Consider the following 25,316-nt stretch of genomic DNA (forward strand, 5'->3'; position numbering starts at 1 on the left):
TCCTCTATGGTACTTATGTCTAATGGTTTATTGCTTCTTACACAACATTTTAATACTCAAAGACTTGATTGAATAGCTAGAGCGTGTTCTCAATCTATTAAAGCATATTTTTGCTAGGACACGCCCTAGTCTCATTACCCGTAAACTTACTCATGGTCGCCTCGCCTTCTGCGCTAACACCATCCTTTACGATGACTTTTTTTACTGTTTTTAGTAAGATTTTTATATCTAGCCATAGCGATTGATTGTCCACATACCAATTATCAAGCTCAAACCGCTCTTGCCAACCAATAGCATTACGACCGTTAATTTGTGCGTACCCCGTAATACCCGGGCGTACCTTATGACGGCGAGCTTGCTCCTCGCTATATAATGGCAGATACTCCATCAATAACGGGCGCGGACCAACCAAGCTCATGTCACCCTTAATCACATTCCATAACTCAGGCAACTCATCCAGACTGGTATTACGCAATGCTTTACCAAATCCCGTGAGACGCTCAGCGTCTTCTAACAGATTGCCGTCTGTATCTGCACTGTCTTTCATTGAGCGAAATTTTATCATCTCAAATGACTGACCATGCAGACCTGGGCGAGTCTGACGGAACAAGACGGGCGAACCCAAATTCTTGCTAACTTTGTAGGCAGTAATAGCATATACAGGAGACAATACCAATAATGCGGTAGTAGCCGCCGTGATATCAAATAGTCGTTTTATCATTGTTCCGCCCGCCTTTCTCCATCCACGCTGTTATTTATAACATCATCAACACGGGGCAAATAAAAAATTAAAAAGCTTTGCCATAATCTATTTTGTTCGAAATTCGCAGTGGCCCAGTCTCTTGCCTCAGGGTATCTATTTTTGAAACTCTCATCAGTAGCAGCATTACTAATTGCTGTTGCCACCGCTTGCACATCTTTAAATGTAAATTTTTGACCGCTAACACCTTCTTTCACACTGTCTTTTACACCGACAACATCATAGGCAAACGTAGGAACACCGCAACTTGCCGCTTCAATCGCCACACTGCCAAACCCTTCCCGATAGCTCAAAAATAAATGCAAATCAGCACACTGGAAAACCTCGTGTACATTTGGGTTGGCTGGTATATATACAGCTCTATTGTCTTTAACCATTTTTTCTACGATGGCTTGCCCCACATCATCTTCAAAACCTCCAATAAAGATAAAGTGGACATTTTCTTCTTTGAGTGTTTTAGATATATAACCAATGTCTGTTAGACCTTTATCTTCACACACTCGTCCTACCACACAAATTAAAAAACAGTCTAAAGGCACTTTATATTTTTCTCTTAATGCATCTTTTTTCTGCTGATCTATAGGACTAAGCAAATCGATATCTATCCCATTAAATGAGCCATTATCGATAACGGTTGCTTTACTATTTTTTAAAATCCTTTCTTCCAAACATACAGCCAATAGTGACTCAGACACGAATAGAACTTCATGAGACAAGGCAAAACTTAATGTATCAAAACCCTGAAATATCCGCTTTTTGAAACCTGAAAAATTCTCATAAGCTCTACCCACACTGAAAGCAATCCGTCTCTTTTGCAAAGTAAATGCACTTGCAATACTTCCTAATAGTAGCGCTTTGGGGGTTAGATAAACCACCACATCAAAACGATTCAATAGAAAGTAACGAGTTAGCAGCACCAGTGACTTAGTATCTTCAAATAAAGAAGGTTTGCGTTGAAAGTTTAAATTGACCACATTACCTATATCACGTGCCCGTAAAATATCTAGCTGCGCCTCATTACCCCCACAGATTAGCGTAATATCAAAATCTGAGTTGTCTCTCATATACTCAAGCTGATTGCGGTATAGAGCATTAAATGAAACGGCATCTGTCACAAGAAAGCATATTTTGAAACTCATTTAAGCACCTCATTGTTTCTCATTAGTGAACTCACTCAGCACAGATGCTATCAACGACAGCTTGATGCTGCGTTTTTAGTTCATTAGACATCATTAATTTATTTCTTTTATTGGCTATTCGTTGCAACAAACCCATAGCGTCCAGCAATCTAACCGTTGCTATTTTTGCGTTGAGTTTCAAAGATCCTAATGCACTACGTCCTTTATATTCACGGTAGGTTTTAAAGCTGTCTTTGTATGATCGAATGATTTTTTCTAATGATAAGTTGCCCTCTTCTCGATAGTAATATAACAAGTCTGGCAATACCGCCAATCTTAAATCTCGACTGGCTATAGCTCTACACCATAGGTCATAATCTTCAGACCTTGGATAATTCTCATCATATCTGTTGCGTTCATACCAAGTCTTTCTTGCCAAAATAGAGGCATGTACAATAGGATATGCTGGCGCGATTTCGTCGAACTTCGTATAAATACGGTCTACATGACGACAGCCATATACCTTATTATGATTATCAATAGATACCACACCCGTGGACACTAGGTCACAATCTGTATTACTTGCTAAAAATGCCATTTGAATGGTCAATCTGTCTGGGTGAATGAGATCATCTGCATCCATGCGGGCAATATAATCATATTGCGATTCATCAATGAGCTGATTTAAGCGTGTTGGCAGTTTTTTGTTTTTGCCATCCGAGATGACTTTTATTCTATTATCCGCTTTCTGGAAACGTCGAGCGATGGCCAATGAACCATCCGTAGAGCCATCATCAATTAATATCAGCTCCCATAGCTCATACGTTTGAGCCAATACTGAGTTTATGGCATCTTCCAAGTATGCTTCAGCGTTATAAATAGGGATACCAATGGATATGTACGTCTGATTTTTCATTAGAAAACCTCAAATATCGGATTGAGAATATACGGACTCAAGTTACTAAATCTCGATGTCGTCAACATAAAGTAAGTGAGAAACAACAGCACACTAGCGATATAAAGGTAAATGTTATTTATTTTCTTCAGCATCACAGGCAGTATCAAAATTAATGTCCACGTAAAATACGCCAGTAACCTTTGCGGCCCTGAAGGACTCGTACCCAACATCGCTAGCGGTATGATAAAAACCACGCCTGATGCATAAAACGTTATGAGCTTCTGGTAATTTTCATCTTTAATTTTATATACGTAACTCACAAACATAATTAAAATCATGAGAGCGGTATAAAATCCGAGCGTTAAAAACCCACCTGCTTCTTCAGAAGCTTTTGCATAACCCTCGTACCTATCATTGGTAGAAGCAATATAAGAGACCAGTACCCCACTTACCAATAACGACCCTAAGAATGTTGCCAAAATTTTATATACAGGCCTTACCCTTAAGTTGACGATAAAATAAAATGGAATCATGAATAAGGCGGTAACGTGAAATAATGAGGCGACCGCACACACCAACAGATATGGAATAAGTCTTTCTTCTAATAAATAGGGAACAGCCAATGCAAATAGTGCCATCGCCAACCCTTGACGCAATCCGTTGAAAAAAAACGTATAAACACCTAATGTGATAAATAAAAATACCGAAAACCAATAGTTGACGCTGTATCTTTTAATAATCTTAAGATAGCAGTACACAATGATTAAGCTGGTAATCGTCAAAAGCCAAAAGTAGCTGCTTGTCACACTTAACAATGCATACTCTAAAGCTTGATAACCAAACTCAATGTCTTTGTTAAATCTAAAATATTCGACATTTAATTGACTGTTAAAATTTCTTGTATAGTTCCCTGTATCTGTACCAACACGATAACTTCGAGCGCCTGCAAATAATGTCAAAATAATTAACGGCAACCAAAAAGACGTACGATTGAGAGATTTTTTCTCCAGTACGATCCAAAAGATAACAAGGCTAAGAACCAATAGGTATGGAAGCATTTAACCCTCGATAAGGTAGATATAATCAACTCTATATCAATCAGATATGATTGCAGGCTTGCTCAGCCTATTATGTGTCGCACTTTTACTCTCATTCCTTGTACTCAAATCACGCTAAACCTGCTATAGATAAACAGCAAAAGCTGTCATTTCATATTCAAATACATTTGCGTTAACTTTTCCGCGTTTGTCACAGCACTGAATCCATATAGATTTAGTGCTTCTGTTATTTGTTTTTCATTAGGCCCTATGTCTTTAGGTTTCAATAAACAATCGACCCACTCCTTGGCCGAATGAATCGGTAAAAACTTCACCAGTCCAAGCCCCAAATCCACTTCAGGTGATACTTGATCAGAGACCAACGCTATTAACCCAACGGTTTGACTCTCTACCAATACAACTGGAAAGCCCTCATGCAAAGAAGGCATGATCATATAATCTGCGCTGGCCATCAGTTCTGTGATATCCGTACGCAGCCCCAAAAACTTGATATTGCTGCACAGTGATTTGTCTTGCACTTGCTGCTTTAGCATCGCAGCCAATGGACCTTGCCCAACAATATATAAGGTAAAGTCAATCTGACGTTTTTTTAGCTGCTCAGCGAATTCTAAAGAAAACTGATGGTTTTTAACCTCATTGAGACGACCGACTTGGATAATTTTTAACCCTTTATGTCCAAGTCCTTTATATCCAAATCCTTTAGCACCAAACTCCTGATCAATATAATGTCGTGATTGGTTAGCGACTGTCATCATCTTTTGTATATCAACGGCATTGGGTAGTAGCCACACATCTTTCGTAGTACCGAATAGGTAATTTGCAGCATGGTCACCGCAGCTAATTCTCTTAGTGGCTAATGTACGATTGGTAATTAATGCCCATTGCTCATATATTTTTTTGACGATATTGGTTTTACCATTACTGGTACTATGAGAGTGTGAAATGCGATGTGGCACGCCAGCACTTTTAGCAGCCAATAGATGAAAAGCATTATTTAATAGCATATGAGCATGAACGATTTGATAGTCAGGGTGTTGTTTAAGGAAGTGTTTAAGCTGCCACATACGCGTCAATGAATGACTGGCTAAAACGGGTATAATTCTACCGCCCAACGCTTTTATCTCAGCATCATAGTCACCGACCTCATCGGTAAAGGTAATAAAATCAAACTGAATCTGGCTATGATCTATATGGCGATATAGATTCATGAGCATGGTCTCTGCCCCAGCACGATCCATTTTCCCCACTATGTGCAGTACTCTCTGAATAGCCATCTCTTTACCTATTAAGAAGCATAAAACCAAACGGGTTTTTCAAAACTATTTTCAACCTATTATCTACTAACCTTTCATTCTTGCTTTTTTATCTAGTGCTTGACGAAGCACCTGCAACATAGACAAAGCGACTTGGCTTGGCATATGTACTATGTTGCTGATCACTATATTCCTTAACGTCAAATTGTTCTGATAACCCTTTAATCGCAGCGTTTTATCTGCTTTTTTAGCTTGTGCTAATGCAGCTGCTAAATATTCATTGTCTATACGAGTAAGAATACTCCAATGACTTTGTCTGATTTTATTGGCAAGTATTTTTTTAACTTTATCCACTTGATAGCTCTCTACTAGAGTTATGACTTCTGAGTGAATAACGAAAAGGTCTAATAGCTTTTTATCCGTTGACCCTGTAATCGACGTGCCTCGCTGTCTATACAGATAAAAATCAATAGGCAGTTGATATCTCACCTTAGCAGATAAACCGAGATGCCAATGAAATGGCCAATCCTCGTAGTACAAGCCCACTGGGAAATGTAGCGAGGCAGAACGCACGACACTAGACCGAATAAATTTGAGCCATGCAAAATGCGGTAGGCTAAAATACGAGTCGTCTATTTTAGTGGCATCGAATGCTAAGCTGGCAGCTGGATACGGTAGTTCTGTCTCTGCTATGCCCTCTTTGAACGGTACAAAACCATACGTCACTACTTCTGCATTCGTGGTGAGGGCGCAATCTACACAAGCTGCCACCAAGCGAATATCTACAATATCATCGGAATCAACGAACATCATATACTCGCCTATTGCAGATTTAATGCCGGTATTACGAGCAGCAGAAAGGCCACTGTTTTCGTTATGTTGAATGACTTTTATGCGCTTATCTGTGAGATGTGGGGTTAGTGCTTGTTTTGAGTCATCAGTAGAGCAATCTTCAACGACGATAATTTCAATATTCTTATAAGTCTGCTGCTTGATGGATGCTAAGCAGGCGTCGATATATGACGCGACGTTATATACTGGCACGATAATACTCACCAATGGCTCGGCTGCGCTGGTCATATTCTGGCCACCGATTTTTTTAAATCATTGTATTCATTGATGTGAACGGGTGACTCAATCATCGTGCCGTGAGGTAGTGATAGAAGCCTATCGATGAACTTTGGAATCTCAGCAATCTCATCTAACTCTAAAAATACGAGTCTTGGATGATTGCGTAACCAGTCCAACTGCGTCTGTCTTATCTTATGATTGGAGTTCGGTAATACCAAGCAAGGCGTACCCGACAGCAAACATAAAATCATGCCATGCAAACGGTCAGTTACAACCAACTTTGCAGCACGAAACTGGCTAAGCTTATCAGTCAGTAACTTTAAACAATGTGCCTCGTCTAATTGAGAGCCGCCAGCATGGGTGTCTGTTTTTTCAATCTGATAGCCAGTATCTGCTAGGGCTTTGTCTATCATTGCATATTGCTCTGTCGATAGCGCAGCTTCTTTGTCATCTCGTAAGCAGCGCAAAATACCTGAAGGTGCTAAGCCATCTGTCGCTCCAAGCATTGCTGCATTGGCACTCATGACGATATCTGGCACAAGACCAATATGGACATTGCTACATTCAGCAAAAAGCTTAATAAGCTTGGCCGCTGTCATCGACTCTCTGGCAAAAATATGTATATCTGGATGTTTGGCATAGACGTTTACGATACGATGCAATGCATGCTTAGACTTAGCAGAATCATTCCAGTCCAATGTCTGAGGAAAACAAATAATACGATTTGCAGGAAACGCCTTGATGACTAATTGGCGCAGCTCCTCAATATCAGGATATGTACCACCCATATTACCGCCACCGATAATAGTGACGATATCCTTCTCTTTTATTTGCTGTTTAATCGAGTTAAGCACTAATCTGGTTTGACTGATGGGAACGCTAATAACCTCATAATCGGTCATCACACGTTGCAAGTATTGCTTTTGAGCATGAGAGATAGCGATATCACCAATATTGCCATAGTCAGCAGCAAGGAAAACGAAGCATCGATTACTGCTCGGTAGTAGTAAATCGCGCACGCCAATATAGGCGGCTAAATATTTTTTTAGTCTGAGTGGTATGAGTTTTTTTATAGCGGTAGTATTCATTTTCGACACTCCCTTATTTGCTTCTCATTAACATTTTTTTCACCCACATACGACGCCTTGAGCCAAAAGGAAACAACCCATTCAATTTTGGAGATGGTTTACGCTTAAGTACTTTTTCAATGTATGGAAGCCATTCAAGACCTCTTCCCGTTTTAATTATCTCATGACGAATTAGATTCCAATCTATACGTACGCTTTCATTTTTTAAAACCATCGATTTAAGAAGTGATGAATCAATGGGCTCGCTAAAACATTTTGGATTATCTATACCTGCGACCAAAAAATTGAGACGCGTTCTAACACATTTTTCACAGCGGCCGCAGTTGCTATCATTCTGGTCACCCGCCCAACAGAAACGCAGGCTTTCAATACCCAAGGGCCATGCTGAAAGCGCTTGAAGCTTCTCCGATCGACTAAAGCCAGCGCCATCATGAATCACTCTAAAGTCGCCAGAACTCAGCAGCGGATCAGTAATTGGATGTGAGCCCCAAGGGCTAGTCAATACATCATAAGGGTCACCGCTACCGATGAGCCCAATACCAGCATATTTTTTTAAGCCGCATAATACTGAGGCAATAGCAGCAGCATGGTAGTCCTCCCAATTAATAGACCAAAGCATGCGAATATTTGTCTCAACTGGCAACAGCTCGATATTGATATCTGCAAGCGCTTTGGCTGCTATTTTTGCTGCATTGGTAAAGCCTTCGGTATCAGTTAAAGGTATGTCAAAGCCATGCACAAAAACCCCTGCTTTAATATCTCGCGTGGCATATCCCGCTATGCCTGTCGCATGACGATAAGCGGTAAACTGAGCATCCACACCGCCAGAAAATGCAGCAATCGCACCATCTACTTGTACGTCGCTCTCTCTAATACGATCAACTTGTATATCAATCAAAAAATAATGCTCTGGTAACCATTTGTTCCAGACATGCTGTAGCTCTGTCAGGTTGGCTAATAGCTCGCGGGACACACTACCATGGACACGAATAGCAGCACGCAACTGCATCGCGGGCAACAATGTGGCTAACAAATAAGAGTCGCAATCATCGTCTTCTGGCATGGGTAGATTAATAGGATACGCAAACCACAATTCTTGCTCAGTGACACTTTCGCTCGCGGTCGTTTGTTTCAGCAAACAAGAACGAGTCTGTCCGCTTTCGTCACTCTTTAATGCCTGAGGAAACAAATCAATGTTAAACATGTCTTTTTACCTTTGCTTTAGTCCAAGACAGTTGAAGAAAAACCAATGTCATAACATACCAATGTCGTGAAAAACATGAAATCAAGATACGAATGCCGCGTGCTGGGTGTTGTTGATGATAGTGCAGTAAACAGTTCTGATAAACGAAAGACTGGCGTATTTTTATCAACTCTGCATGGCGTTTCCATACCTCAATATAAGCCAAATTATTGAGTAAATATGGCAGCATATGCTCGATATAACTACGTGCGAAATCTGATAGCAACACTTGCTTCTCAGTAGCACTGATAGACCAGTCATGTATCCTGACTCTGGCTTTATAGTCTGCTTCAATAGACTCCAACAGCCCTGGCTTATATTGCAAACTCGTCATCGAAGTAGCATTTTCATAGTAGTTATATGGACAGTCGGGTACGACAGATAAATGGTTCGCTTTATCCAAGCACTCAATATTAAAAATACCATCTTCACCAAGCTTTACGTCACAATTAAACCGTAAATCCGCTATCAGGCTTTTGCTATAAACTTTGGTAGTTACATACCAATATATATTTCTATTCTCTGTCACTCTCAGTTGCAAACTCTCAATATCTTGCCGTGAATATTCTGCTGAAATGTTATGGCGCTCGATTACATCACCATTTAGCATGATGCGCTTATGACCAAACGCCAACATCTCGATATCCCGATCAACCGCTTGTGCAATGACAAAGTCAAAATACCAATCGTCGATAGTGTCGTCCGCATCTATAAAAACAATGTAGTTGCCGGTTGCGATATCAAGCCCAGTATTACGAGCGTCTGCCACGCCACTGTTTTTTTGATATTTCACCGTAATCCACGCCCTATCACTCTCCCACCTATGCAATAACCTAGCAGTCTCATCATCAGAACCATCGTCAATAACTATCAACTCAATCTCATGGCTTTTTTTCGCAACGTCAATACTACTAATACAAAGATCAATAGTGGCAGCGGCATTAAATGCGGCGATAATAACTGAAATCATAATGAGCCTCTTGAGTTGAGACTTCTAATGCATATCCTTTGTGCCATCCAACGCAGTCAAAATATTTACCTACTGCTGCACTTCATGGATATGAACAAGACGCCGAAAAGCGACATAAACGATAGATAAACTAAGCAAGACCCCAACAAATGAGAACAGGGCAATAGCGACCATATCTGACTCAAAAACGTAAAAACCTACATACAATGCTGCAGCACGAAATATCACTGCAAACACTTCTCTGATTAAAAGAAAACGCTGCAAACGTAATGCTGGCAATGCCGCAGTGCTCGCACCCGATACCAAGCTGGACAAAAGCCAAATAGAAAGCCACTGCGAATAACTACCTGCTAATGCCCACTCTGCTCCAAACACTAAAGAAAAAAGATAATCACCGAAAACGAACACTGTACCGAAGGGTACAATACCAACCACTAACAGAATCATCGTGACCTTTAATAAAAATTGATAAGCCTCTGGTGAGTTTGCTGTGATCGCACGCGTAATCTTAGGATAAAAAACCTCTCCAACAGCTTGGCCTAACAACATCGCTGGTGCGCCGAGCACAAGAACAGCCAACGAATACTGCCCAGCAGAAGAAGCACTAAATAGTGATGCTAACAAGATAGTTGGCAACCCTACTGAAGCAGCATTCATCATACTCTGTGGCATGCGGTATATGGCAAAGTCACGCTGCGATATAGCGGCGTTACGGATACCAACCGTGCCGAACCAATTTCGGACATTTAATACACCAATCCTAGGCACACGGAGCATCTGCATTATAAAATTCGTAAGCTGTCCTGCTATCGTTAATAAAATAAGCAACATACCAGAAGGTGCCAACACACCACCTATCAACTTACTGGTATCTGTCACAAGCTTGCTCTCTACATAAGCACGAGCTTTGGCCTTGAACAAACCTACTCTGATAGCAGACTGATCAGCAACAGATAGAAACGCGCCTGCCAATAGCGTCAACGGTATGAGATACAACATGTATGGTGTACTTTCCATACCCGTCCATCGTGCCAAATAAACATTGCCGAAATAGACAACGATGAACGCTATAGCCGCTATAAATAAACTGAGCAATACAGACAACCTGATAATGGCTGCAGCATCCTCGTCACTATCAGGCATCACAATGGCATTGGCATAACCCATAGTCGCAATCGGAGTAATAATACTGATGATTGCGGCAAATGCGGCAGCAATACCAAAATCTTCAGGGCTATATAATCTGGTGAGAAACGGCATAAAGACCATAGCGATTGCCTGACCAGCCGCAATACCGCCTCCAACCATGGCCACATCTCGTACAAAGTGACTGGTTTTCAATCGACTGATTACGCTTTGTATCGATAACAACACTTCAGAAGCCATTGCTCATCATCCAATTTGATACTTCGTAAAACTTATAAAGAATTAACAGTCTCGCGGTTAGCTATCTACTGTATTAACCAATTTCATCCACCAGCGGTGATGTCAGTTTTTCGACCTTAATCCTGACATCATCCCCTTCACGATAGCCTTCCACAAATGCTCTAAATTGTGTTTTTAGCCATGCCACATCCTGCTGTTTGGCTTTTTCTATAAACTCAAACAAAATATTTTCGATATCTTCCAAAGGAAAGCTGTGCTCCATTGCTTGCATGATTAACGGATGAAACGTGGTCTCGATATTATCTTCACCTATAATCAACTCTTCGTAGAGCTTTTCACCTGGCCTCAATCCAGTAAACACAATTTCGATATCTCCGTTAGGGTTACTCGCATCTTTTAGCTCGCAGCCAGTCAAACGAATCATACGCTTGGCAAGGTCTATAATTTTCACGGGTGCACCCATATCAAGTACAAACACTTCCCCACCAAATGCCATAGCACCTGCCTGAATCACCAAACTGGCCGCTTCGGGAATCGTCATAAAGTAGCGTGTTATGTCTGGATGGGTGATGGTAATCGGACCACCCTGCTCAATCTGTTTGGTAAATAACGGTACGACAGAGCCTGAAGAACCCAATACGTTGCCAAAACGCACCATGCTAAAACAAGTGTGACTACTATGTTGACTCAATCCTTGACAAACCAACTCAGCCAAGCGTTTGGATGCCCCCATGATATTAGTAGGTCGCACTGCTTTGTCCGTAGAGATCAATACAAAGGTGTCTGCTTTAGCCTCTATCGCCGCACGAGCACAGTGATAGGTGCCTTTGGTATTGTTAATCGTGCCTTCAAAGGGATTGGACTCAACAATCGGGACATGCTTGTAGGCTGCTGCATGATAAATTGTATTTATATGGTTAATTTTGAATATATTGATTAATTTTTTTTCATTGCTCACGCTTCCGATGATACTAATAATCTCAATATCTTGATAATCGATATTTTCTATCTTTTTATTTCTGAGCTCTTGATCTATCGTATATAGAGCATATTCAGACTGCTCATATAACACCAAGCATTTAGGCTTATTCTTAATAATTTGCCGACACAATTCACTACCAATAGAGCCACCAGCACCTGTCACGAGGACGTTTTTGCCAGTAATATTTTTTTGCAGCAACTCAGCGACTGGCTCGACTGTATCGCGTTCAAGGACATCCAAAATATCAACGGGTCGTATATGACTGACTGTCACTCGCTCGTCTGCCAACTCTCGTAAGCTCGGTAAGTCTTTTATCTTGACAGAAATACCTGATAGGCTATCCATAATCTGCTTTTTGCGGGCACGGCTCATAGAAGGCATCGCCAAAATCACCTGTGCCACATCAAACTTCTCTATTAACGAGGGCAGCGCATGACCGGCATATATTTTTCTACCATGCAAGTAAGCACCTCTCAGCTGTTGATCATCATCGATGTATGCCACCACGTTATATTTATGGGAATATCTCAAGCTTTCTAGCAGCTCTCTACCCGCTTCTCCTGCGCCATAAATAATCACGTTATCACAGCAATCATTTGAACGACGTTTTTCGTCTGTTTTCTGCAGCCTTTTCAAAAAGGTACGTATTATCAGCCTACTGTTCCATAACCAGATAAAAAAAGAAAATAGAAATATGATGGGTACTGAGCGCGGTATCATTGATAGGGGACTTACATAGATAAGCACTTGGTAGACGATAATAAGCAACAAAAACAACTGCAATACACGACCCATTACCGCATCAAAAAAACCTCTAGAAGCACCTCTATAAAACCCGATAAGGTACAAGCTTGCCACAGGAGTAAAGGCATACGAAACCAATATTATAGGGCTGACATGATGCGCCACATACCCTTGTCGTAATGCCAACGCTAAAAATAAGCAAGAAATCGATACAGCATAATCTATGCTAAATAAAATAGAGCATTTGACAAACCGTGGTAATGACAATAAAAGCAGAGCCGCACGCTTCGACCATTGATGCAACTCACCAGTCGACCGATAAGCATTGTCAGACTCTGTTTTTATAAACATAAGATCCACCCACTTAAGTTGTATTGATGATAATGAACAACCACAAAATACTAATTAGCGGTTATTTCCATAGGCATAATGGTAATGATAGCTGTATTTATTCATACGGCTTTGCTGTACATCATTGAGAATAATGCCATCTACTTGTACGTTGGCTTTACTCATCTGCTTGACCGCATACATCAGCTGACCTTCTACTGAGCGATTAAATTTAGTAACGATAAGCACCTTGTCTGCATGTTGCGCCAACACCATCGCGTCTGAAGCTGCCAATATTGGTGGCGAGTCAATGACAATATAGTCATATTGCGTCTTCAGCACTGTCATAAGCTGATTAAACTTTTGACCTATTAATAGTGAAGTAGGATTATTTGACGACTGTCCTCGCGATATAAAATCAATGTTCTCCATACCAGTAGGATGAATAAAACCTTCAATCCTTGGACTAGATATCTCGCTAATGGCTTGAGTGCCATTAATGGGAGATGCGCTACTTTTATCCTGCATCAGATAATCTGCAAGACCCTCCTGCGGGCCCAGTTTAAACATCTTATGCAGCGCACCTAAACGCATGTCGCCATCAATGACCAAAATCTTTTTATCAAGCTGTGCAAACACCTCAGATAAATTGGCTGCGATAAAGGACTTACCGACACCTGGGCTTTCTCCAGTAATCAATATGACTTGTGCGGACTCTCCGACCCCTGCGCCTGTTGGCATACCAAACATCAGGTTTGTTCTCAAACTTTTAATGGCTTCATAGCTCAAACTACTGTGGTCAACATGAGCAAGCATTCGATCGGTGGTCTTTTTATTTTTACTCAGTCTGGATAGTAAAGGTGAGCGCGGAATCGTGGCAATGACAGGAATACCTGTCTTAGACTCTAAACGCTCTGGATCTTTTACAACCGTCCCCATTAAGTTTCTGAGTAAAACCAATATCACCCCAAGCATCGCACCCACCATTATGGCTAGCATCATGATTTGTGGCTTATTAGGGGCAATGGCATTAAAGGTACTGGTGGGTGTATCGATAACTCGGGCATAGCCGATTTGGCCCGCTTTCACGATTTTTAGTTGTTCATAATTCTTGAGTAGCGTTAGATAGATTTCTCGATTGATGGCGGTGTCTTCTGATAGCTTTAAAAACTCTCGCTGGATTTCAGGTAGACCTGATACCGTATTTTCGATTTGTCTCGTTCTATTACTCAGCACTTTGAGCTGCTCATTAATCTGGACGACCAAGGGATGTTCTTCAGTATAATAAGTGGTCAAGTCTGCTTTTCTGAGCTTAAGATCGTTGAGCTGCCCATCGATTCGGGATTTTTCATTTAATAGCAACTCAGCCTCTTGAGCCACATCGATAGTGCCGTGTTTTTTACGAAAGTCATTAAATAGTGCTTCAGACGCTTCTAGCTTCCCTTTCAATAGCGGTATCTGCGTTTCCATAAAGGTGAGCGTTTTGGTGGTTTCTTCAGAGCCGCGTGACTGGTTTTGATCCACATAAGATCGAACTATTTGATTGAGTATGGTCGTGATTTGCTCTTGGTTTGTACCCGTCATCGATAGCTGAATAATACCCGTGCTTTGTCCTTTTTCTTCAACCGTTAGTGCGCTATTGATACCATCTGTCGTGGCTTTCAATGTCTGTTTACTAATACTAATTGGGTAATTACCCGTCGGTAATCCGGTCACGATAATATTAATCTGACCTTTTGATCCTTTAAACTGATACGGCTGACCAAGCTGACCTTTAAAGCTATCCAGACCATTACTTAAAACAAATCCAGTAGCAGATCTACTCAAAGTAAAAGATTGGTTCAAATAAGCTTTCGACACATCAAACTGACTGATCTCTACTACGCCATTTTCGGTATTCAGTGACACTTCATCAGTTGTATTAACTTGAGTCTCTATATAGTTTCTTTTGATCGTATCAATATATCCAATATTAGGATCCGTGAGCCTAATACGCAGATGCAGTAGATCGACTACAGGCTCTAGTATCATGCGTGATCTTATAAGCTCTGCCTCTGTTTCTGCTTTGCTTGTTTCTGCACCGACCAACTCTGAGATGCTCGCGCCAAGTGCTTCCACCCCTTGCGCATTTTCTTCAATCTGTATCAGCGCATCAGATTTAAACGTTGGATTGACATGGCGGGTATACAAAAAACCTATCAGTAAACCTAATAACACCATGAGCGCTATTATTTTCCAACCGCGCAGCAATACTAAAACCAGCGCCATTAAGTCGATGTCGTCAGTGTCTTTTTTGCCCATAGGCATTGATAGGTTTTTTGAATCTGTTTTATTCATAACCATATACTCACTACTCAATGTTTACCGCTTAATAGCACTCACTAACCTTCAATTCTTTTATGACAATCGCCTCGCTCATCTTGATAGCCCACTGCTCAAGACTGTCGTCAATATCTTGTCTACTCGTCTCAAATACCGAGTTATCCTGCTGATAAGGATCTGCAATATCTTTATCAATCCAATGTCCAATTCGAAAAGTTCTACCACGGCAATGCGGCCACCGATTCTCAATCCACTTGGTTTGACTCACTGACATAGTCAAAATTAAATCTGCATGACTGACTAATGCTTCGCTGATGGGTTTGGCGATATGTGAGCTGATGTCGATATCGTGCATGGCCATCAATTCTATGGCTTTAGTATCCGCAGAATGACCTACTAACGCTGACAGACCTGCAGAGTCTACGTGCTTGTCTGGATAGCGCTCTCTCAAAATAGCAGCGGCCATCGGGCTACGGCATATATTGCCAACGCAGACGACTAAGATACTGTCAAACGCAGTCATAATGGACTCCTATATCCCTGAAATCAGATTGATTGCTGATGTTGAAGGAAGAATGGCGCTGATGATACGATTCCAGCGTGCTAAACCTGTTGGATCTACATAAAGTATGTCGTTGGCCTGCATGTCAAAACGGCTCGCCAATGCCAAACTGGTGATGCTCTGCATATCGACATAATAAATATGCGTATATTGTGATTGCGGGTTATCACGAACGATATATACTTTGGCAGCATTGGCGGTATTAGAATTTAGCCCGTTCGACTCGCCTAACACATGTGCCAAGCTCAGCCCTTGCTCAGGAATAGACACTGGTTCAATTTTGCCAAACTCACCCAATACATAGACTCTATTACGGCTTTGGCTGTTGACATGAATGGCGTCACCATCTTGTAAATATATTTGATTGGCAGACAGTCCCATTTGCTGTAATGATTGGATACCTAGCTTGTAACTCTTGCCTTGGCGATTTAAGACAATATGATTTGAATCACCAGCATCAGTCGTACCACCTGCCATAGAGATTGCCCCATATACGGAGACTGGCACATCAGCAATCGTAAACTCACCAGACTCCTTGACTTCACCATCCACAAAAAACTTGCTACCACGATAATTAATGATTTTGACCTGAGGATCTGAGTATTTTAGATAGCGTTGTAATTTACTTTGTAAGGTTGCGGTGAATTGCGGCACACTCATTCCGCTGGCTTGAATGCGTCCTATCAGTGGGAACTGTATAAAGCCTTGCTGATCAACGGTTAGGTTAGATGTCGATGCATTAATATCTGGATAACTGGTAAGTATGATATTGAGAATGTCACCTTTAGCAATTCCATAACTGACTCGACCAGACGTTTTTATTAAATGATATAAATCCTGATCTGGGGTAACGGCTTCTGTACGTGGCAAGGTCGCCAAATTCAAAGGTTGAATATAAAACTGTAGGCCATTTTCTGCAGTGAATGCACCTGATTCCGGTACATCTCCAGACTGAAGTCCTGAATTGACTGTGCAACTCGCAAGTGAGAGTGTTAATAACAAGCCAACAATGCTCGTCATCAAAAAGCGCTTGCGTACAGAAATGAAGTATTTATAAACCATAACAGTTACTCATATTTATAATATTGCATAAAATCGAAGCCGCTCACTATGATAAATATATTCACTAAAAAGAATGTATATATCAAATATACACTCAAACTATACACAACGCAATATTTATAAATTCTCATATAACAATTTCTGATTATTACCCATTTTCAATACAGCCCTTTTATAACAATGCCTAACCAATTTATTTAGAAGTAGACACAACTGGAAGGATTAAATAGTGAGCAGATAGCAAAGAATACAAGTAATAATTCTGTAACTTTCAAAAGTGAGTGTCGCACTTTATATTTCAACCCATAATTTAGTATTAATTAAACAAGGCTATCTTTTGTCAAAATATAACTTTCGATATAATCGAGCCGATATCTGGTTGAAATAGCTGTATATAGTTAATAAACTTTTATTCAATTTTATTTTCATAACAACAACTTATATAATTAGTAACAACAGGTTTTCGTGCTAAAGCCATCAAAATAGCGTAGAATAGTCAATCCAAATTTTTTTACATTGAGAAATGTAAACCCACCGACTCAAGGTTATGATTATGAAAGACGAAAAATTACAGAAAGCCCTCGCCCGCATGGGCCTTGGTTCACGCCGTCAGATGGAAGAAGTCATCAAAGCTGGTCGCGTCACTGTCAATAACGGCCCAGCAACCATCGGTGATCGTGTTGAACAAGGCGATGAGATTCGCGTTGATGGCCGTCAGATCAAATACACCTCTGAAAATGAGAAGCGTCGCCGTGTTATCGCTTACTACAAGCCTGAAGGCGAAGTCTGCTCTGCTAAAGATCCAGAAGGCCGTCCAACCGTTTTTGAGCGTTTGCCAAAGCTGACTCATGATCGCTGGGTGATGGTCGGACGATTGGATATCAATTCAACAGGTCTGTTACTGTTTACCAATGATGGTGAAATGGCGCATCGCTTGATGCATCCCTCTGGTGAAGTCACTCGTGAATATGCGGTACGTGTATTGGGTGAAGTAACGCCTGAGATTGCCCGTGCACTAACGGCTGGCGTCATGCTAGAAGACGGCCTTGCAAAGTTTGAAGATATCAAAGACGGTGGCGGTGAAGGCGTCAATAAATGGTATCACGTCCAGCTAAAAGAAGGCCGTAACCGTGAAGTACGTCGCTTGTTTGAATCGCAAGGCCTAAAAGTTAGCCGTCTACTACGCACACGCTATGGCACGATTGCTCTACCAAAAGAGCTACGTACTGGTCGCTTCTTAGAACTCGACAGAAAAGACATCAATACGTTGACCGATTTAGTAAGCTTGCGTCCTCGTTATGGTACGGGTCTGCATGGCGCAGCGAAAGAGAAGCAAGAGCGTATCAGAAGCAAGCCGCTTAAAGCACGTCGCGCTACTGACAGCCGTAGCGATAGCCGCAGTGGTAGCGACAATCGCAACAGCAGCGCAAAACCTAAAAGCAGTGCTAGCCCTGCCAGCCGTGGTACGCGTAACACTCGTGACCGCAACGATAAGCGTTAAGTGATACCAAACCCAAAAAATACGATTAGCTGTGTCAAACTCGTTTAGTCTACCATTCGTAGTACTTGCACTTGTTTTCCTTGCTACTCTAATTTTTGCGAATGGTATCGTTTTAAAATGACGCATAAAAAAAGCTGCCAGTGATGAATAATCATTGGCAGCTTTTTCGTGGGTCGTTTATAGCAAGTCGTGATAAATCTCATAATCTAGGCTTAGCTATCATGACTATTGATGTAGTTTTTCATTACTCGTAATTCTTGCAACTGCTGCGTGTCCATTTGCGCCAGTAACTTATCTAAGCGCTGCTCAATATTATTTAACACGCTCTGTAATAATTCATTGGCTTCCGCTTCATTGTCATTACTTATATTATCGGCGCTTATATTTGTTAAATGGTAATGACTGGCTAACATTTCTGGAAGCCGAGTATGCAGCATCTTATTCAATACAAACTGCTGCTCTGTTACCTCAGGCGTCTTATGCTGAGCTTGTAGCGCTGTTTGATACGCTTGATAGTGATTCACTTTTTCATCAATACGTTGCAGTTGGTGCAGTTGCTGCTCTGGCAGATTTTTTAGATGTTTCTTATTTAAACTTAATTGCTGCCAACTGAGTTTGGATAATGACAATGGTGCATTATCATTCTGATAGACGAGCACACCTGGCGTAATACCAACAGCTTTATGGAAAGCTTGCCAGCCTTTTTTACCCAGATAAAAGGTAGTAACTGTCGTTACAATGCCAATGCCTATTAAGATGCTCATATATGCTTACTCTTCATTCTACCCTTTAATCACAAAATTCTGCATTTATAGTTTAATATCTTCAGCACTCACATTTGTACCCGTTGGACTTTCAATCGCTTGAATATTTGCCTCATTACCGGCACTACTTACACTGCTATCGAGCTTTTGAAACTCTGTATTACCAGCAGGATTATCAAAGCGCTTTTGTAGATAGCGGTTGGTCGCGAGTAGCTTTTGTCCATCTTGATGATAGGATGCATTAAGTAAATCATCAAACTGCGTATTAATCGTACTTAATACATCTAGCAGCGCCTCTTTACCAGTGACATTAGAATGCTTAATCTTGGTCGTGTCAGCGAGTGCACCATCCCTACCATCTAAGTCATGCAAACGGCGATAGTCCGCCACGGCAAGTGGCACATGCCTGTCCATCAGGTTTTGAATCATAATATACGTTTCGGTGACGGTATCTTTATCATCAATCTTTCCATCATTATTGGTATCACCATAAATGACACGTAGCTTCTCACCTTTTTCATTAATTTGGTCAAGAGCTGTTTTAACTTCAACAGGTAGACTCTTTTCAGGGATATAACCCAACTGCGGCATCGCTTTATATTCAAGCATTTTGGGCGCGGTGAATTTTTTGATACCCCGATACCCTAGGTATAACCCAGCGACTGGCAACAGCCCATACAAAACAAACATGACAAACATCGCAGTAACTTGGGTCATTAGACTGTCCTTATTATTTAGCAGAATTTTGTGGCAAGCTTATTATTATTTTTGATACGTCTTGATGCTTAGGCCTTTCATATTTTAGAGTTGCTATTATTAAACAAAAAAATAAGGCTTTATTAAAGCCCTATATTGTTATGCATCATAGTGAGTCGATTGGATTTAATGGCACTTAGCTGTCTTAAATTGACAATGATCATCTAAGCCATTATTAACTAACTTTTCGTCCGGCTTTTGACATAACGGTGTGTTGAGGCCAGACGATTCATTACCGTTTGATGCAGCTCATCTAGCAACTCATCAAGCTCATAATCAATCTCAAGAAACAAATCGGTCAGCATATCCCCTGCGGTCATCTTGCCTTGTACCATATTGTTTTTGGTACGATGTGGGCTGAACCGCTGTAGTTGCTCATAATGATGCAGCGCTTCTGGAATACTCTCGGACACCAGCTTATCGATGACAAACTGACGCTCATTATGCTGCTGCTGTTGCTGCTCGTTGAGCTCGCTGCTCCATTCACGGTAGCGCTTTAACTTACCATTGATTCGGTCTAGGATTGCCACAGCCTCAATAGGCATGGCGTTTAGCGTGGCCTCATCCACCACATCAATAAGCTCAGTCATAATCGGACAGCGTCCATGTTTGAGATACCATAAAGTATCTGGGTCAAAAGGAGGTCTATTGGTCGGGCGCATCTGAGCACGATTGGACAAATAGCGATCAGTCAAAGGCGTGGGCGTTCGAATATCACTCACTTGTGCCAATGCATCACAAATACGGTTGGCACGTTCAGGCGGTGTCAATACAGAAGACGTTCTATCAGCTTGCTCGCTGTCATTATTTATACTGTCATTATTCACACTAATATCAGTCGAGCTAATATCCGTCGAATCTGTCACTTGGCTGACACCCATTTCCTGAGCGTGCTTGGCCGCTTGTGTTGGCAAGTCATCTGGCGCTTGTCCAAATGATTGTAGTATTCTCGTCAAACTTACCACCATGACCTACCTTGCCTCTCATTCCGTGCACTCAAATTGAGCTCGTATTGCATATATTGATTCAATAACGTATCTTAACAGCTTTTTTTGGCACTGCCAGTAAGCAAAGTGTCAATATTCCTACTCTTCAAAAGAATAAGTACATTACTATGAATGCGACTGACTATACTTCTGGCTTTTTACTTGGTCTATCGCTCATCTTAGCGATTGGATCACAAAACGCCTTTGTACTTAAACAAGGCATTAAACGTGAACACGTCTTTTTCATCTGTTTATTTTGTGCCGTTAGTGATGCGTTATTGATCTCGGCAGGTGTTGCTGGATTCGGTGCTGTAACCGCTCGCTATCCACAAGCGGTAAATATAGCCCGACTAGCAGGCGCGCTGTTTTTGCTGGTCTACGGGCTACAAAGCTTATATGCCAGCGTCCGGCGCTCACATGCAATGACTGTCGATGGTCAGGTTGTCACTAGCTTAAAAAAAGCACTATTGCTATGCTTTGGCTTTACGTGGCTCAACCCGCACGTCTATTTAGATACATTGGTACTCGTCGGTATGGTTTCAACGGGTGCTAGTAGCAAATTGGCCTTTGGTGTGGGTGCTGTCAGTGCTTCGTTCTTTTTCTTTTTTGCATTGGGTTATGCGGCACGACTACTCAGACCTTTGTTTGAAAAGCCAAAAGCATGGAATATCCTCGATGCTCTAATCGGCATATTGATGCTGTATTTGGCTTGGCACTTATATCATAGCTGATATAGAGTCAACCCTCTATGAACTGTATACTGTGTCAGTCTCCAAATTATATTGAGCCGACTATAGTAGCTGAATGTACCCTGCACAAAAAAACCAAACACGCTGAAACGTATTTGGTTTTTTATCTTTTTAGACAATACTAACTGTTAGCGATGCCAATTATTTACGATGCTTTTTTGCGTTTTTTAGGCTTCACAAGCGACATATTCAAAAAATGCTCAAGCGAATCATCAAGAACATCTAACCAAGGCTCCGGTAACTCAGGAGATAATGTACCCGTCAATGTCGAACGATAGCCTTTCTCTCTAAAGGTCATGATATTGTCGGTTTTATCTTCTTGCCACTCTTTTAGGATTTCACCTTGCTTTTCTACCGCGAATTCTGGATAGTCTGTCGCATTGGTCAAATCACGGATATAAGCCGCCTGAAAGTCAATCGAATCGCTAACTGTGACACATTTAGCATAGGTTGCCACCCACTCTTGCTCATCGGCTGTCCGTGTCGCCAAGTCAGGTACGGCAACATCGCCCATCATAACGTCACGTGCATACCATGCTTGGGCATCAAACATATTGAAGGTGAAATACTGATCCTGCATACCTAAATAAATAAGCTTTGGATTGGGCTGCCAAAAGACACCTTTGTATAGATTTTCTGGATACAAGCAGTTATGCGTCTGCAAGCGCAATTCGTCTGGCATAAACGGAAAGTGGAACAAATAACCAGTACACATGATAATAGCGTCAAACTTTTGACTCGTACCATCAGCAAAGTGCGCCACGTCATCTTCAAAATGAGTGACTAAAGGAACCTCTTTGATACCCTCTGGCCAGTCATAACCCAGTGCTTGTGTGCGATAGCTAATGGTTACTGATTTGGTGCCATATTTATAACACTGCGTGCCAATGTCTTCGGCTGAATAGCTACTACCAATGAGTAAGATATCTTCGTCTTTAAATTCTAGCGCATCACGGAAATCATGTGCATGCAGGATACGACCTGGAAAAGTTTCTAAACCTTCAAAATATGGCATATTTGGCGTTGAGAAGTGACCAGTCGCTACCACGACATAATCAAACTCTTCGACTTCTTGCTCATTGGTTTTATGATTCATCACCGTCACGGTGAATTTTTGTGTGTCATCGTCAAATGATACCCAACGTACAGGGCATTCAAAACGGATGTATTTTTGGATATCTTGTTTATCGATACGCCCCATGATGTAGTCTTTTAAGACTTCACGTGGCGGGTATGAAGGGATGGCTTCACCAAAGTGTTCATCAAACGAATAGTCGGCAAACTCTAAGCACTCTTTTGGACCATTGGACCACAAATAACGGTACATACTACCGTGGACGGGTTCACCGTTTCTATCTAAACCAGTACGCCAACTATAATTCCACATACCGCCGATAGCATTTTGCTTTTCATAACAGACTATTTCAGGTAAGTCGGTTGCACCAGCCAATCGTGCCGCCTCAAAAGCGCGTAATTGTGCTAAACCACTTGGACCTGCCCCTAAAATAGCAATTCTTTTGTTACTCAAAATTAACTCCTATGATATTAGTTGTTCCTCCACTGTAACATATTTTTATGGGTTGTGTTTTTTCGAATACTTTTGGTGATTAATATCGTTATTTTAGACATAGCTATTCTATAAAAATCGCTTTTAGCCATTTTTATAGAATATTTAGAAGTTTTGGAGAGTTTTAGAGGTTTTTAGCTGATAGGAGGAGTAAGCGGTAAGCTTTTTTTACAACCTAAAAATTGAAAGATCATTCTAAATATTTGAGGCAAGCATATAGGGAAGCAACCTTTTCGTTAAACCAAAGCAGGAAACAGCGTGCGTAGGCCATTAACGATAATTTCGATAGAAACTGCCGCCAACAACATTCCCATAATTCTACTCATAATGTTGAGTCCCGTATCACCCAATAAACGGCTAATACGACCTGCTGCCATCAATGCCAAATAACAAAACAAACTGATTAACAATCCAGCTATTAATATGGCCGATACTTGCAGTACGCCAGAAACTTGTGAAGAATAAATAATCACCGTTGAAATACCGCCCGGCCCAATCATCATTGGAATAGCGAGAGGGACAACGGCTGCTGCCATTGAAACTGGGGAGTCTTGTACATGATCGACATCGAAATTTTCTTGGTCAGGTTTAACTGGATTACCTTCACCATTCATCATATTTAGGGCAATCAAAAACACCAAAATACCACCCGCCAGCTGGAACGAACCAATAGAAATACCCAATATTTTGAGTAATGACTCACCTGCTACAGTAAAAAAGCTAATCGTAATAAAAATCGTTAAACAAGCCACACGCGCGACTTTACGTCGGTTATTCATTGAATAACCGCGGGTCAAATCCAGAAATAACGTCAAAGCGCTAAAGGGATTAATCAGTACCAAAAAGGCTAAGATTATCTTGATGATTTCAGTATTCACTGAGCGCTCGCTTGTTTATTGATACAACTGCTGAAAAAAGTAAGGCCATCGTGCGAGTGCAACGATGACCCAGTATCTGACTAAAACAATATCTGATTAAAAATAGCATTATAGCTTATATTGTAACATAGGCAGATAAGCTAATAAAATCATTAACTTTGCTTAGCGCCTATACTCAATTCGAACCATAACTGTCAAATGGGCCAGAAATGGCTCCCTCTTTGTCAAACTGTATCAAGTAACTTGCTAATATCTCGATACTATTTGTACTGCTTCCTGTACTACTTCCTTGCTGTAATACTTTCCTTGTTTGGCTATCATTATACAAAAGAAAAGCAGAGTTTCTGGCATGTAAGCTTAGTCGCTGACCTATGCGCTAAAGTCTAGGCCAATATCCAATGCAGTGGTACTATGCGTTAGATAACCCATCGCAATAAAATCAACGCCTGTCTGTGCTGCTGCTTCCACGGTAGCAGGGGTAATACCACCTGATGCTTCCGTTTTGGCTCGACCTTTACACATTGCTACTGCCTTTGATAATACCTCAGGTGACATGTTGTCCAAAAGCACCAAACTCACACCAGCATCTAACGCTTGCTCAAGTTGCTCTAAAGTATCTACTTCCACTTCCACAGGAATTAGATGACCAGCAAAATCTTGCGCTTGTTGAATGGCCGTTTTTATATCACCAGCGATGGCAATATGATTGTCTTTGATTAAGATAGCATCATCCAACCCTAGACGATGATTGCGACCGCCGCCGCAGCGTACTGCGTATTTTTGCACAACGCGCAAGCCTGGTATGGTTTTACGTGTACAAGTGATTTGCGCAGGGTATTGCGCCACACTGTCTACGATCTTTCTGGTATCTGTAGCAATACCACTGAGATGAGTCAAGAAATTGAGCGCGGTACGCTCAGCTGTCAGCAGATGACGGGCATTACCACTGACAATAGCTAATACTGTACCAGCATTCACCAATTCGCCATCATCTACTTGAGCGATAAATTCAATCTGAGAATCAACCAAAGCGAATGATAAACGCGCCAAATCCATACCGCATATCACACCTGCTTGCCGCGCCTTAATCTCTAGTTTTGCTTGCAGGTCAGCAGGGATAGTCGCTTGAGACGTTACATCACCTCGTCTGCCCAAGTCTTCAATCAAGGCAGCTTCAATCAGTGGTTTAAGTAATACTTCATCCAATGCTGGTTCTTTTTTAATTGTCATCTTTGACCCCTATATACGCATTACATTGTTGTCGATTC

22 protein-coding genes are annotated in these 25,316 nt (G+C 41.3%); 2 read left to right on the forward strand and 20 right to left on the reverse strand.

Annotated features, from left to right (window positions below; all coding sequences use genetic code 11):
* Positions 1–97: 97 nt before the first annotated feature.
* The 14 genes from I6E61_RS08130 to I6E61_RS08195 form a co-directional block, all read right to left on the reverse strand.
* The gene (locus I6E61_RS08130; RefSeq protein ID WP_197132921.1) at positions 98–721 is read right to left on the reverse strand and encodes a sugar transferase; all 624 of its coding nucleotides are present in this window, start codon (positions 719–721) and stop codon (positions 98–100) included.
* Positions 718–1,899, reverse strand: a complete 1,182-nt coding sequence (locus I6E61_RS08135) for a glycosyltransferase (RefSeq protein WP_197132924.1) — start codon at positions 1,897–1,899, stop codon at positions 718–720. Before I6E61_RS08135 ends, I6E61_RS08130 begins: the two co-directional genes overlap by 4 nt.
* 31 nt (positions 1,900–1,930) lie before the next feature.
* Complete coding sequence (locus I6E61_RS08140; RefSeq protein ID WP_197132927.1) at positions 1,931–2,794, reverse strand: glycosyltransferase family 2 protein; 864 nt, start codon at positions 2,792–2,794, stop codon at positions 1,931–1,933.
* Positions 2,794–3,834 (reverse strand): EpsG family protein, encoded by a 1,041-nt coding sequence (locus I6E61_RS08145; RefSeq protein WP_197132930.1) that lies wholly within the window; start codon positions 3,832–3,834, stop codon positions 2,794–2,796. Before I6E61_RS08145 ends, I6E61_RS08140 begins: the two co-directional genes overlap by 1 nt.
* Before the next feature lie 146 nt (positions 3,835–3,980).
* Positions 3,981–5,108, reverse strand: a complete 1,128-nt coding sequence (locus I6E61_RS08150) for a glycosyltransferase (RefSeq protein WP_227685734.1) — start codon at positions 5,106–5,108, stop codon at positions 3,981–3,983.
* Between the two features lie 66 nt (positions 5,109–5,174).
* The gene (locus tag I6E61_RS08155) at positions 5,175–6,167 is read right to left on the reverse strand and encodes a glycosyltransferase family 2 protein (protein WP_197132933.1); all 993 of its coding nucleotides are present in this window, start codon (positions 6,165–6,167) and stop codon (positions 5,175–5,177) included.
* Positions 6,164–7,246 carry a polysaccharide pyruvyl transferase family protein gene (locus I6E61_RS08160; RefSeq protein ID WP_197132948.1) on the reverse strand — a complete coding sequence of 361 codons (1,083 nt, stop codon included), beginning with the start codon at positions 7,244–7,246 and terminating at the stop codon, positions 6,164–6,166. Before I6E61_RS08160 ends, I6E61_RS08155 begins: the two co-directional genes overlap by 4 nt.
* A gap of 13 nt (positions 7,247–7,259) precedes the next feature.
* Positions 7,260–8,450 (reverse strand): hypothetical protein, encoded by a 1,191-nt coding sequence (locus I6E61_RS08165; RefSeq protein WP_197132951.1) that lies wholly within the window; start codon positions 8,448–8,450, stop codon positions 7,260–7,262.
* Complete coding sequence (locus I6E61_RS08170) at positions 8,443–9,459, reverse strand: glycosyltransferase family A protein (protein WP_197132954.1); 1,017 nt, start codon at positions 9,457–9,459, stop codon at positions 8,443–8,445. The genes I6E61_RS08165 and I6E61_RS08170 overlap by 8 nt, the downstream gene beginning before the upstream one ends.
* A 69-nt stretch (positions 9,460–9,528) precedes the next feature.
* The gene (locus tag I6E61_RS08175; protein WP_197132956.1) at positions 9,529–10,845 is read right to left on the reverse strand and encodes a lipopolysaccharide biosynthesis protein; all 1,317 of its coding nucleotides are present in this window, start codon (positions 10,843–10,845) and stop codon (positions 9,529–9,531) included.
* Between the two features lie 73 nt (positions 10,846–10,918).
* Positions 10,919–12,922: a nucleoside-diphosphate sugar epimerase/dehydratase gene (locus I6E61_RS08180; protein WP_197132959.1), complete on the reverse strand. Its 2,004-nt coding sequence runs from the start codon at positions 12,920–12,922 to the stop codon at positions 10,919–10,921.
* Between the two features lie 54 nt (positions 12,923–12,976).
* Positions 12,977–15,238: a polysaccharide biosynthesis tyrosine autokinase gene (locus I6E61_RS08185; RefSeq protein ID WP_197132979.1), complete on the reverse strand. Its 2,262-nt coding sequence runs from the start codon at positions 15,236–15,238 to the stop codon at positions 12,977–12,979.
* Between the two features lie 31 nt (positions 15,239–15,269).
* A complete protein-coding gene (locus I6E61_RS08190; RefSeq protein WP_197132982.1) occupies positions 15,270–15,746 on the reverse strand; it encodes a low molecular weight protein-tyrosine-phosphatase in 477 nt (158 codons plus the stop codon).
* Between the two features lie 9 nt (positions 15,747–15,755).
* Entirely contained in the window at positions 15,756–16,847 is a 1,092-nt protein-coding gene (locus I6E61_RS08195) for a polysaccharide biosynthesis/export family protein (protein WP_197132985.1), read from the reverse strand.
* A gap of 553 nt (positions 16,848–17,400) precedes the next feature.
* On the opposite strand from I6E61_RS08195, the gene rluB reads away from it, so the two are divergent.
* Positions 17,401–18,348 (forward strand): 23S rRNA pseudouridine(2605) synthase RluB, encoded by a 948-nt coding sequence (gene rluB, locus I6E61_RS08200; protein WP_194362818.1) that lies wholly within the window; start codon positions 17,401–17,403, stop codon positions 18,346–18,348.
* 212 nt (positions 18,349–18,560) lie between these two features.
* Here the strand turns inward: rluB and I6E61_RS08205 are convergent, their stop codons facing one another.
* The 3 genes from I6E61_RS08205 to I6E61_RS08215 form a co-directional block, all read right to left on the reverse strand.
* The gene (locus I6E61_RS08205; RefSeq protein ID WP_197132988.1) at positions 18,561–19,112 is read right to left on the reverse strand and encodes a hypothetical protein; all 552 of its coding nucleotides are present in this window, start codon (positions 19,110–19,112) and stop codon (positions 18,561–18,563) included.
* 45 nt (positions 19,113–19,157) lie between these two features.
* A complete protein-coding gene (locus I6E61_RS08210) occupies positions 19,158–19,829 on the reverse strand; it encodes a hypothetical protein (protein WP_197132991.1) in 672 nt (223 codons plus the stop codon).
* Positions 19,830–20,047: 218 nt separating this feature from the next.
* Positions 20,048–20,833 (reverse strand): hypothetical protein, encoded by a 786-nt coding sequence (locus I6E61_RS08215; RefSeq protein WP_320158581.1) that lies wholly within the window; start codon positions 20,831–20,833, stop codon positions 20,048–20,050.
* A 149-nt stretch (positions 20,834–20,982) separates the two neighbouring features.
* Between I6E61_RS08215 and I6E61_RS08220 the strand changes: the two genes are divergently transcribed.
* On the forward strand, positions 20,983–21,585 hold the full coding sequence (locus I6E61_RS08220; RefSeq protein WP_197132994.1) for a LysE/ArgO family amino acid transporter: 603 nt from the start codon (positions 20,983–20,985) through the stop codon (positions 21,583–21,585).
* A 163-nt stretch (positions 21,586–21,748) separates the two neighbouring features.
* Here I6E61_RS08220 and I6E61_RS08225 read toward each other — a convergent pair whose 3' ends face one another.
* The 3 genes from I6E61_RS08225 to nadC form a co-directional block, all read right to left on the reverse strand.
* Positions 21,749–23,131 (reverse strand): NAD(P)-binding domain-containing protein, encoded by a 1,383-nt coding sequence (locus I6E61_RS08225; protein WP_197132997.1) that lies wholly within the window; start codon positions 23,129–23,131, stop codon positions 21,749–21,751.
* Positions 23,132–23,406: 275 nt separating this feature from the next.
* A complete protein-coding gene (locus I6E61_RS08230; protein ID WP_194196894.1) occupies positions 23,407–24,048 on the reverse strand; it encodes a MarC family protein in 642 nt (213 codons plus the stop codon).
* Positions 24,049–24,417: 369 nt separating this feature from the next.
* Positions 24,418–25,278, reverse strand: coding sequence for a carboxylating nicotinate-nucleotide diphosphorylase (nadC, locus tag I6E61_RS08235; protein WP_197133000.1), 861 nt, complete (start codon positions 25,276–25,278; stop codon positions 24,418–24,420).
* Positions 25,279–25,316 lie beyond the last annotated feature (38 nt).

The sequence above is a fragment of the Psychrobacter sp. NZS113 genome (assembly GCF_015864825.1).
Taxonomy (GTDB): domain Bacteria; phylum Pseudomonadota; class Gammaproteobacteria; order Pseudomonadales; family Moraxellaceae; genus Psychrobacter.

Bases quoted from the DNA above. Each gene is read 5' to 3' on its own strand.
- I6E61_RS08130 (WP_197132921.1), bottom strand. From the start codon at position 721: ATGATAAAACGACTATTTGATATCACGGCGGCTACTACCGCATTATTG.
- I6E61_RS08135 (WP_197132924.1), bottom strand. From the start codon at position 1,899: ATGAGTTTCAAAATATGCTTTCTTGTGACAGATGCCGTTTCATTTAAT.
- I6E61_RS08140 (WP_197132927.1), bottom strand. From the start codon at position 2,794: ATGAAAAATCAGACGTACATATCCATTGGTATCCCTATTTATAACGCT.
- I6E61_RS08145 (WP_197132930.1), bottom strand. From the start codon at position 3,834: ATGCTTCCATACCTATTGGTTCTTAGCCTTGTTATCTTTTGGATCGTA.
- I6E61_RS08150 (WP_227685734.1), bottom strand. From the start codon at position 5,108: ATGGCTATTCAGAGAGTACTGCACATAGTGGGGAAAATGGATCGTGCT.
- I6E61_RS08155 (WP_197132933.1), bottom strand. From the start codon at position 6,167: ATGACCAGCGCAGCCGAGCCATTGGTGAGTATTATCGTGCCAGTATAT.
- I6E61_RS08160 (WP_197132948.1), bottom strand. From the start codon at position 7,246: ATGAATACTACCGCTATAAAAAAACTCATACCACTCAGACTAAAAAAA.
- I6E61_RS08165 (WP_197132951.1), bottom strand. From the start codon at position 8,450: ATGTTTAACATTGATTTGTTTCCTCAGGCATTAAAGAGTGACGAAAGC.
- I6E61_RS08170 (WP_197132954.1), bottom strand. From the start codon at position 9,459: ATGATTTCAGTTATTATCGCCGCATTTAATGCCGCTGCCACTATTGAT.
- I6E61_RS08175 (WP_197132956.1), bottom strand. From the start codon at position 10,845: ATGGCTTCTGAAGTGTTGTTATCGATACAAAGCGTAATCAGTCGATTG.
- I6E61_RS08180 (WP_197132959.1), bottom strand. From the start codon at position 12,922: ATGTTTATAAAAACAGAGTCTGACAATGCTTATCGGTCGACTGGTGAG.
- I6E61_RS08185 (WP_197132979.1), bottom strand. From the start codon at position 15,238: ATGAATAAAACAGATTCAAAAAACCTATCAATGCCTATGGGCAAAAAA.
- I6E61_RS08190 (WP_197132982.1), bottom strand. From the start codon at position 15,746: ATGACTGCGTTTGACAGTATCTTAGTCGTCTGCGTTGGCAATATATGC.
- I6E61_RS08195 (WP_197132985.1), bottom strand. From the start codon at position 16,847: ATGGTTTATAAATACTTCATTTCTGTACGCAAGCGCTTTTTGATGACG.
- rluB (WP_194362818.1), top strand. From the start codon at position 17,401: ATGAAAGACGAAAAATTACAGAAAGCCCTCGCCCGCATGGGCCTTGGT.
- I6E61_RS08205 (WP_197132988.1), bottom strand. From the start codon at position 19,112: ATGAGCATCTTAATAGGCATTGGCATTGTAACGACAGTTACTACCTTT.
- I6E61_RS08210 (WP_197132991.1), bottom strand. From the start codon at position 19,829: ATGACCCAAGTTACTGCGATGTTTGTCATGTTTGTTTTGTATGGGCTG.
- I6E61_RS08220 (WP_197132994.1), top strand. From the start codon at position 20,983: ATGAATGCGACTGACTATACTTCTGGCTTTTTACTTGGTCTATCGCTC.
- nadC (WP_197133000.1), bottom strand. From the start codon at position 25,278: ATGACAATTAAAAAAGAACCAGCATTGGATGAAGTATTACTTAAACCA.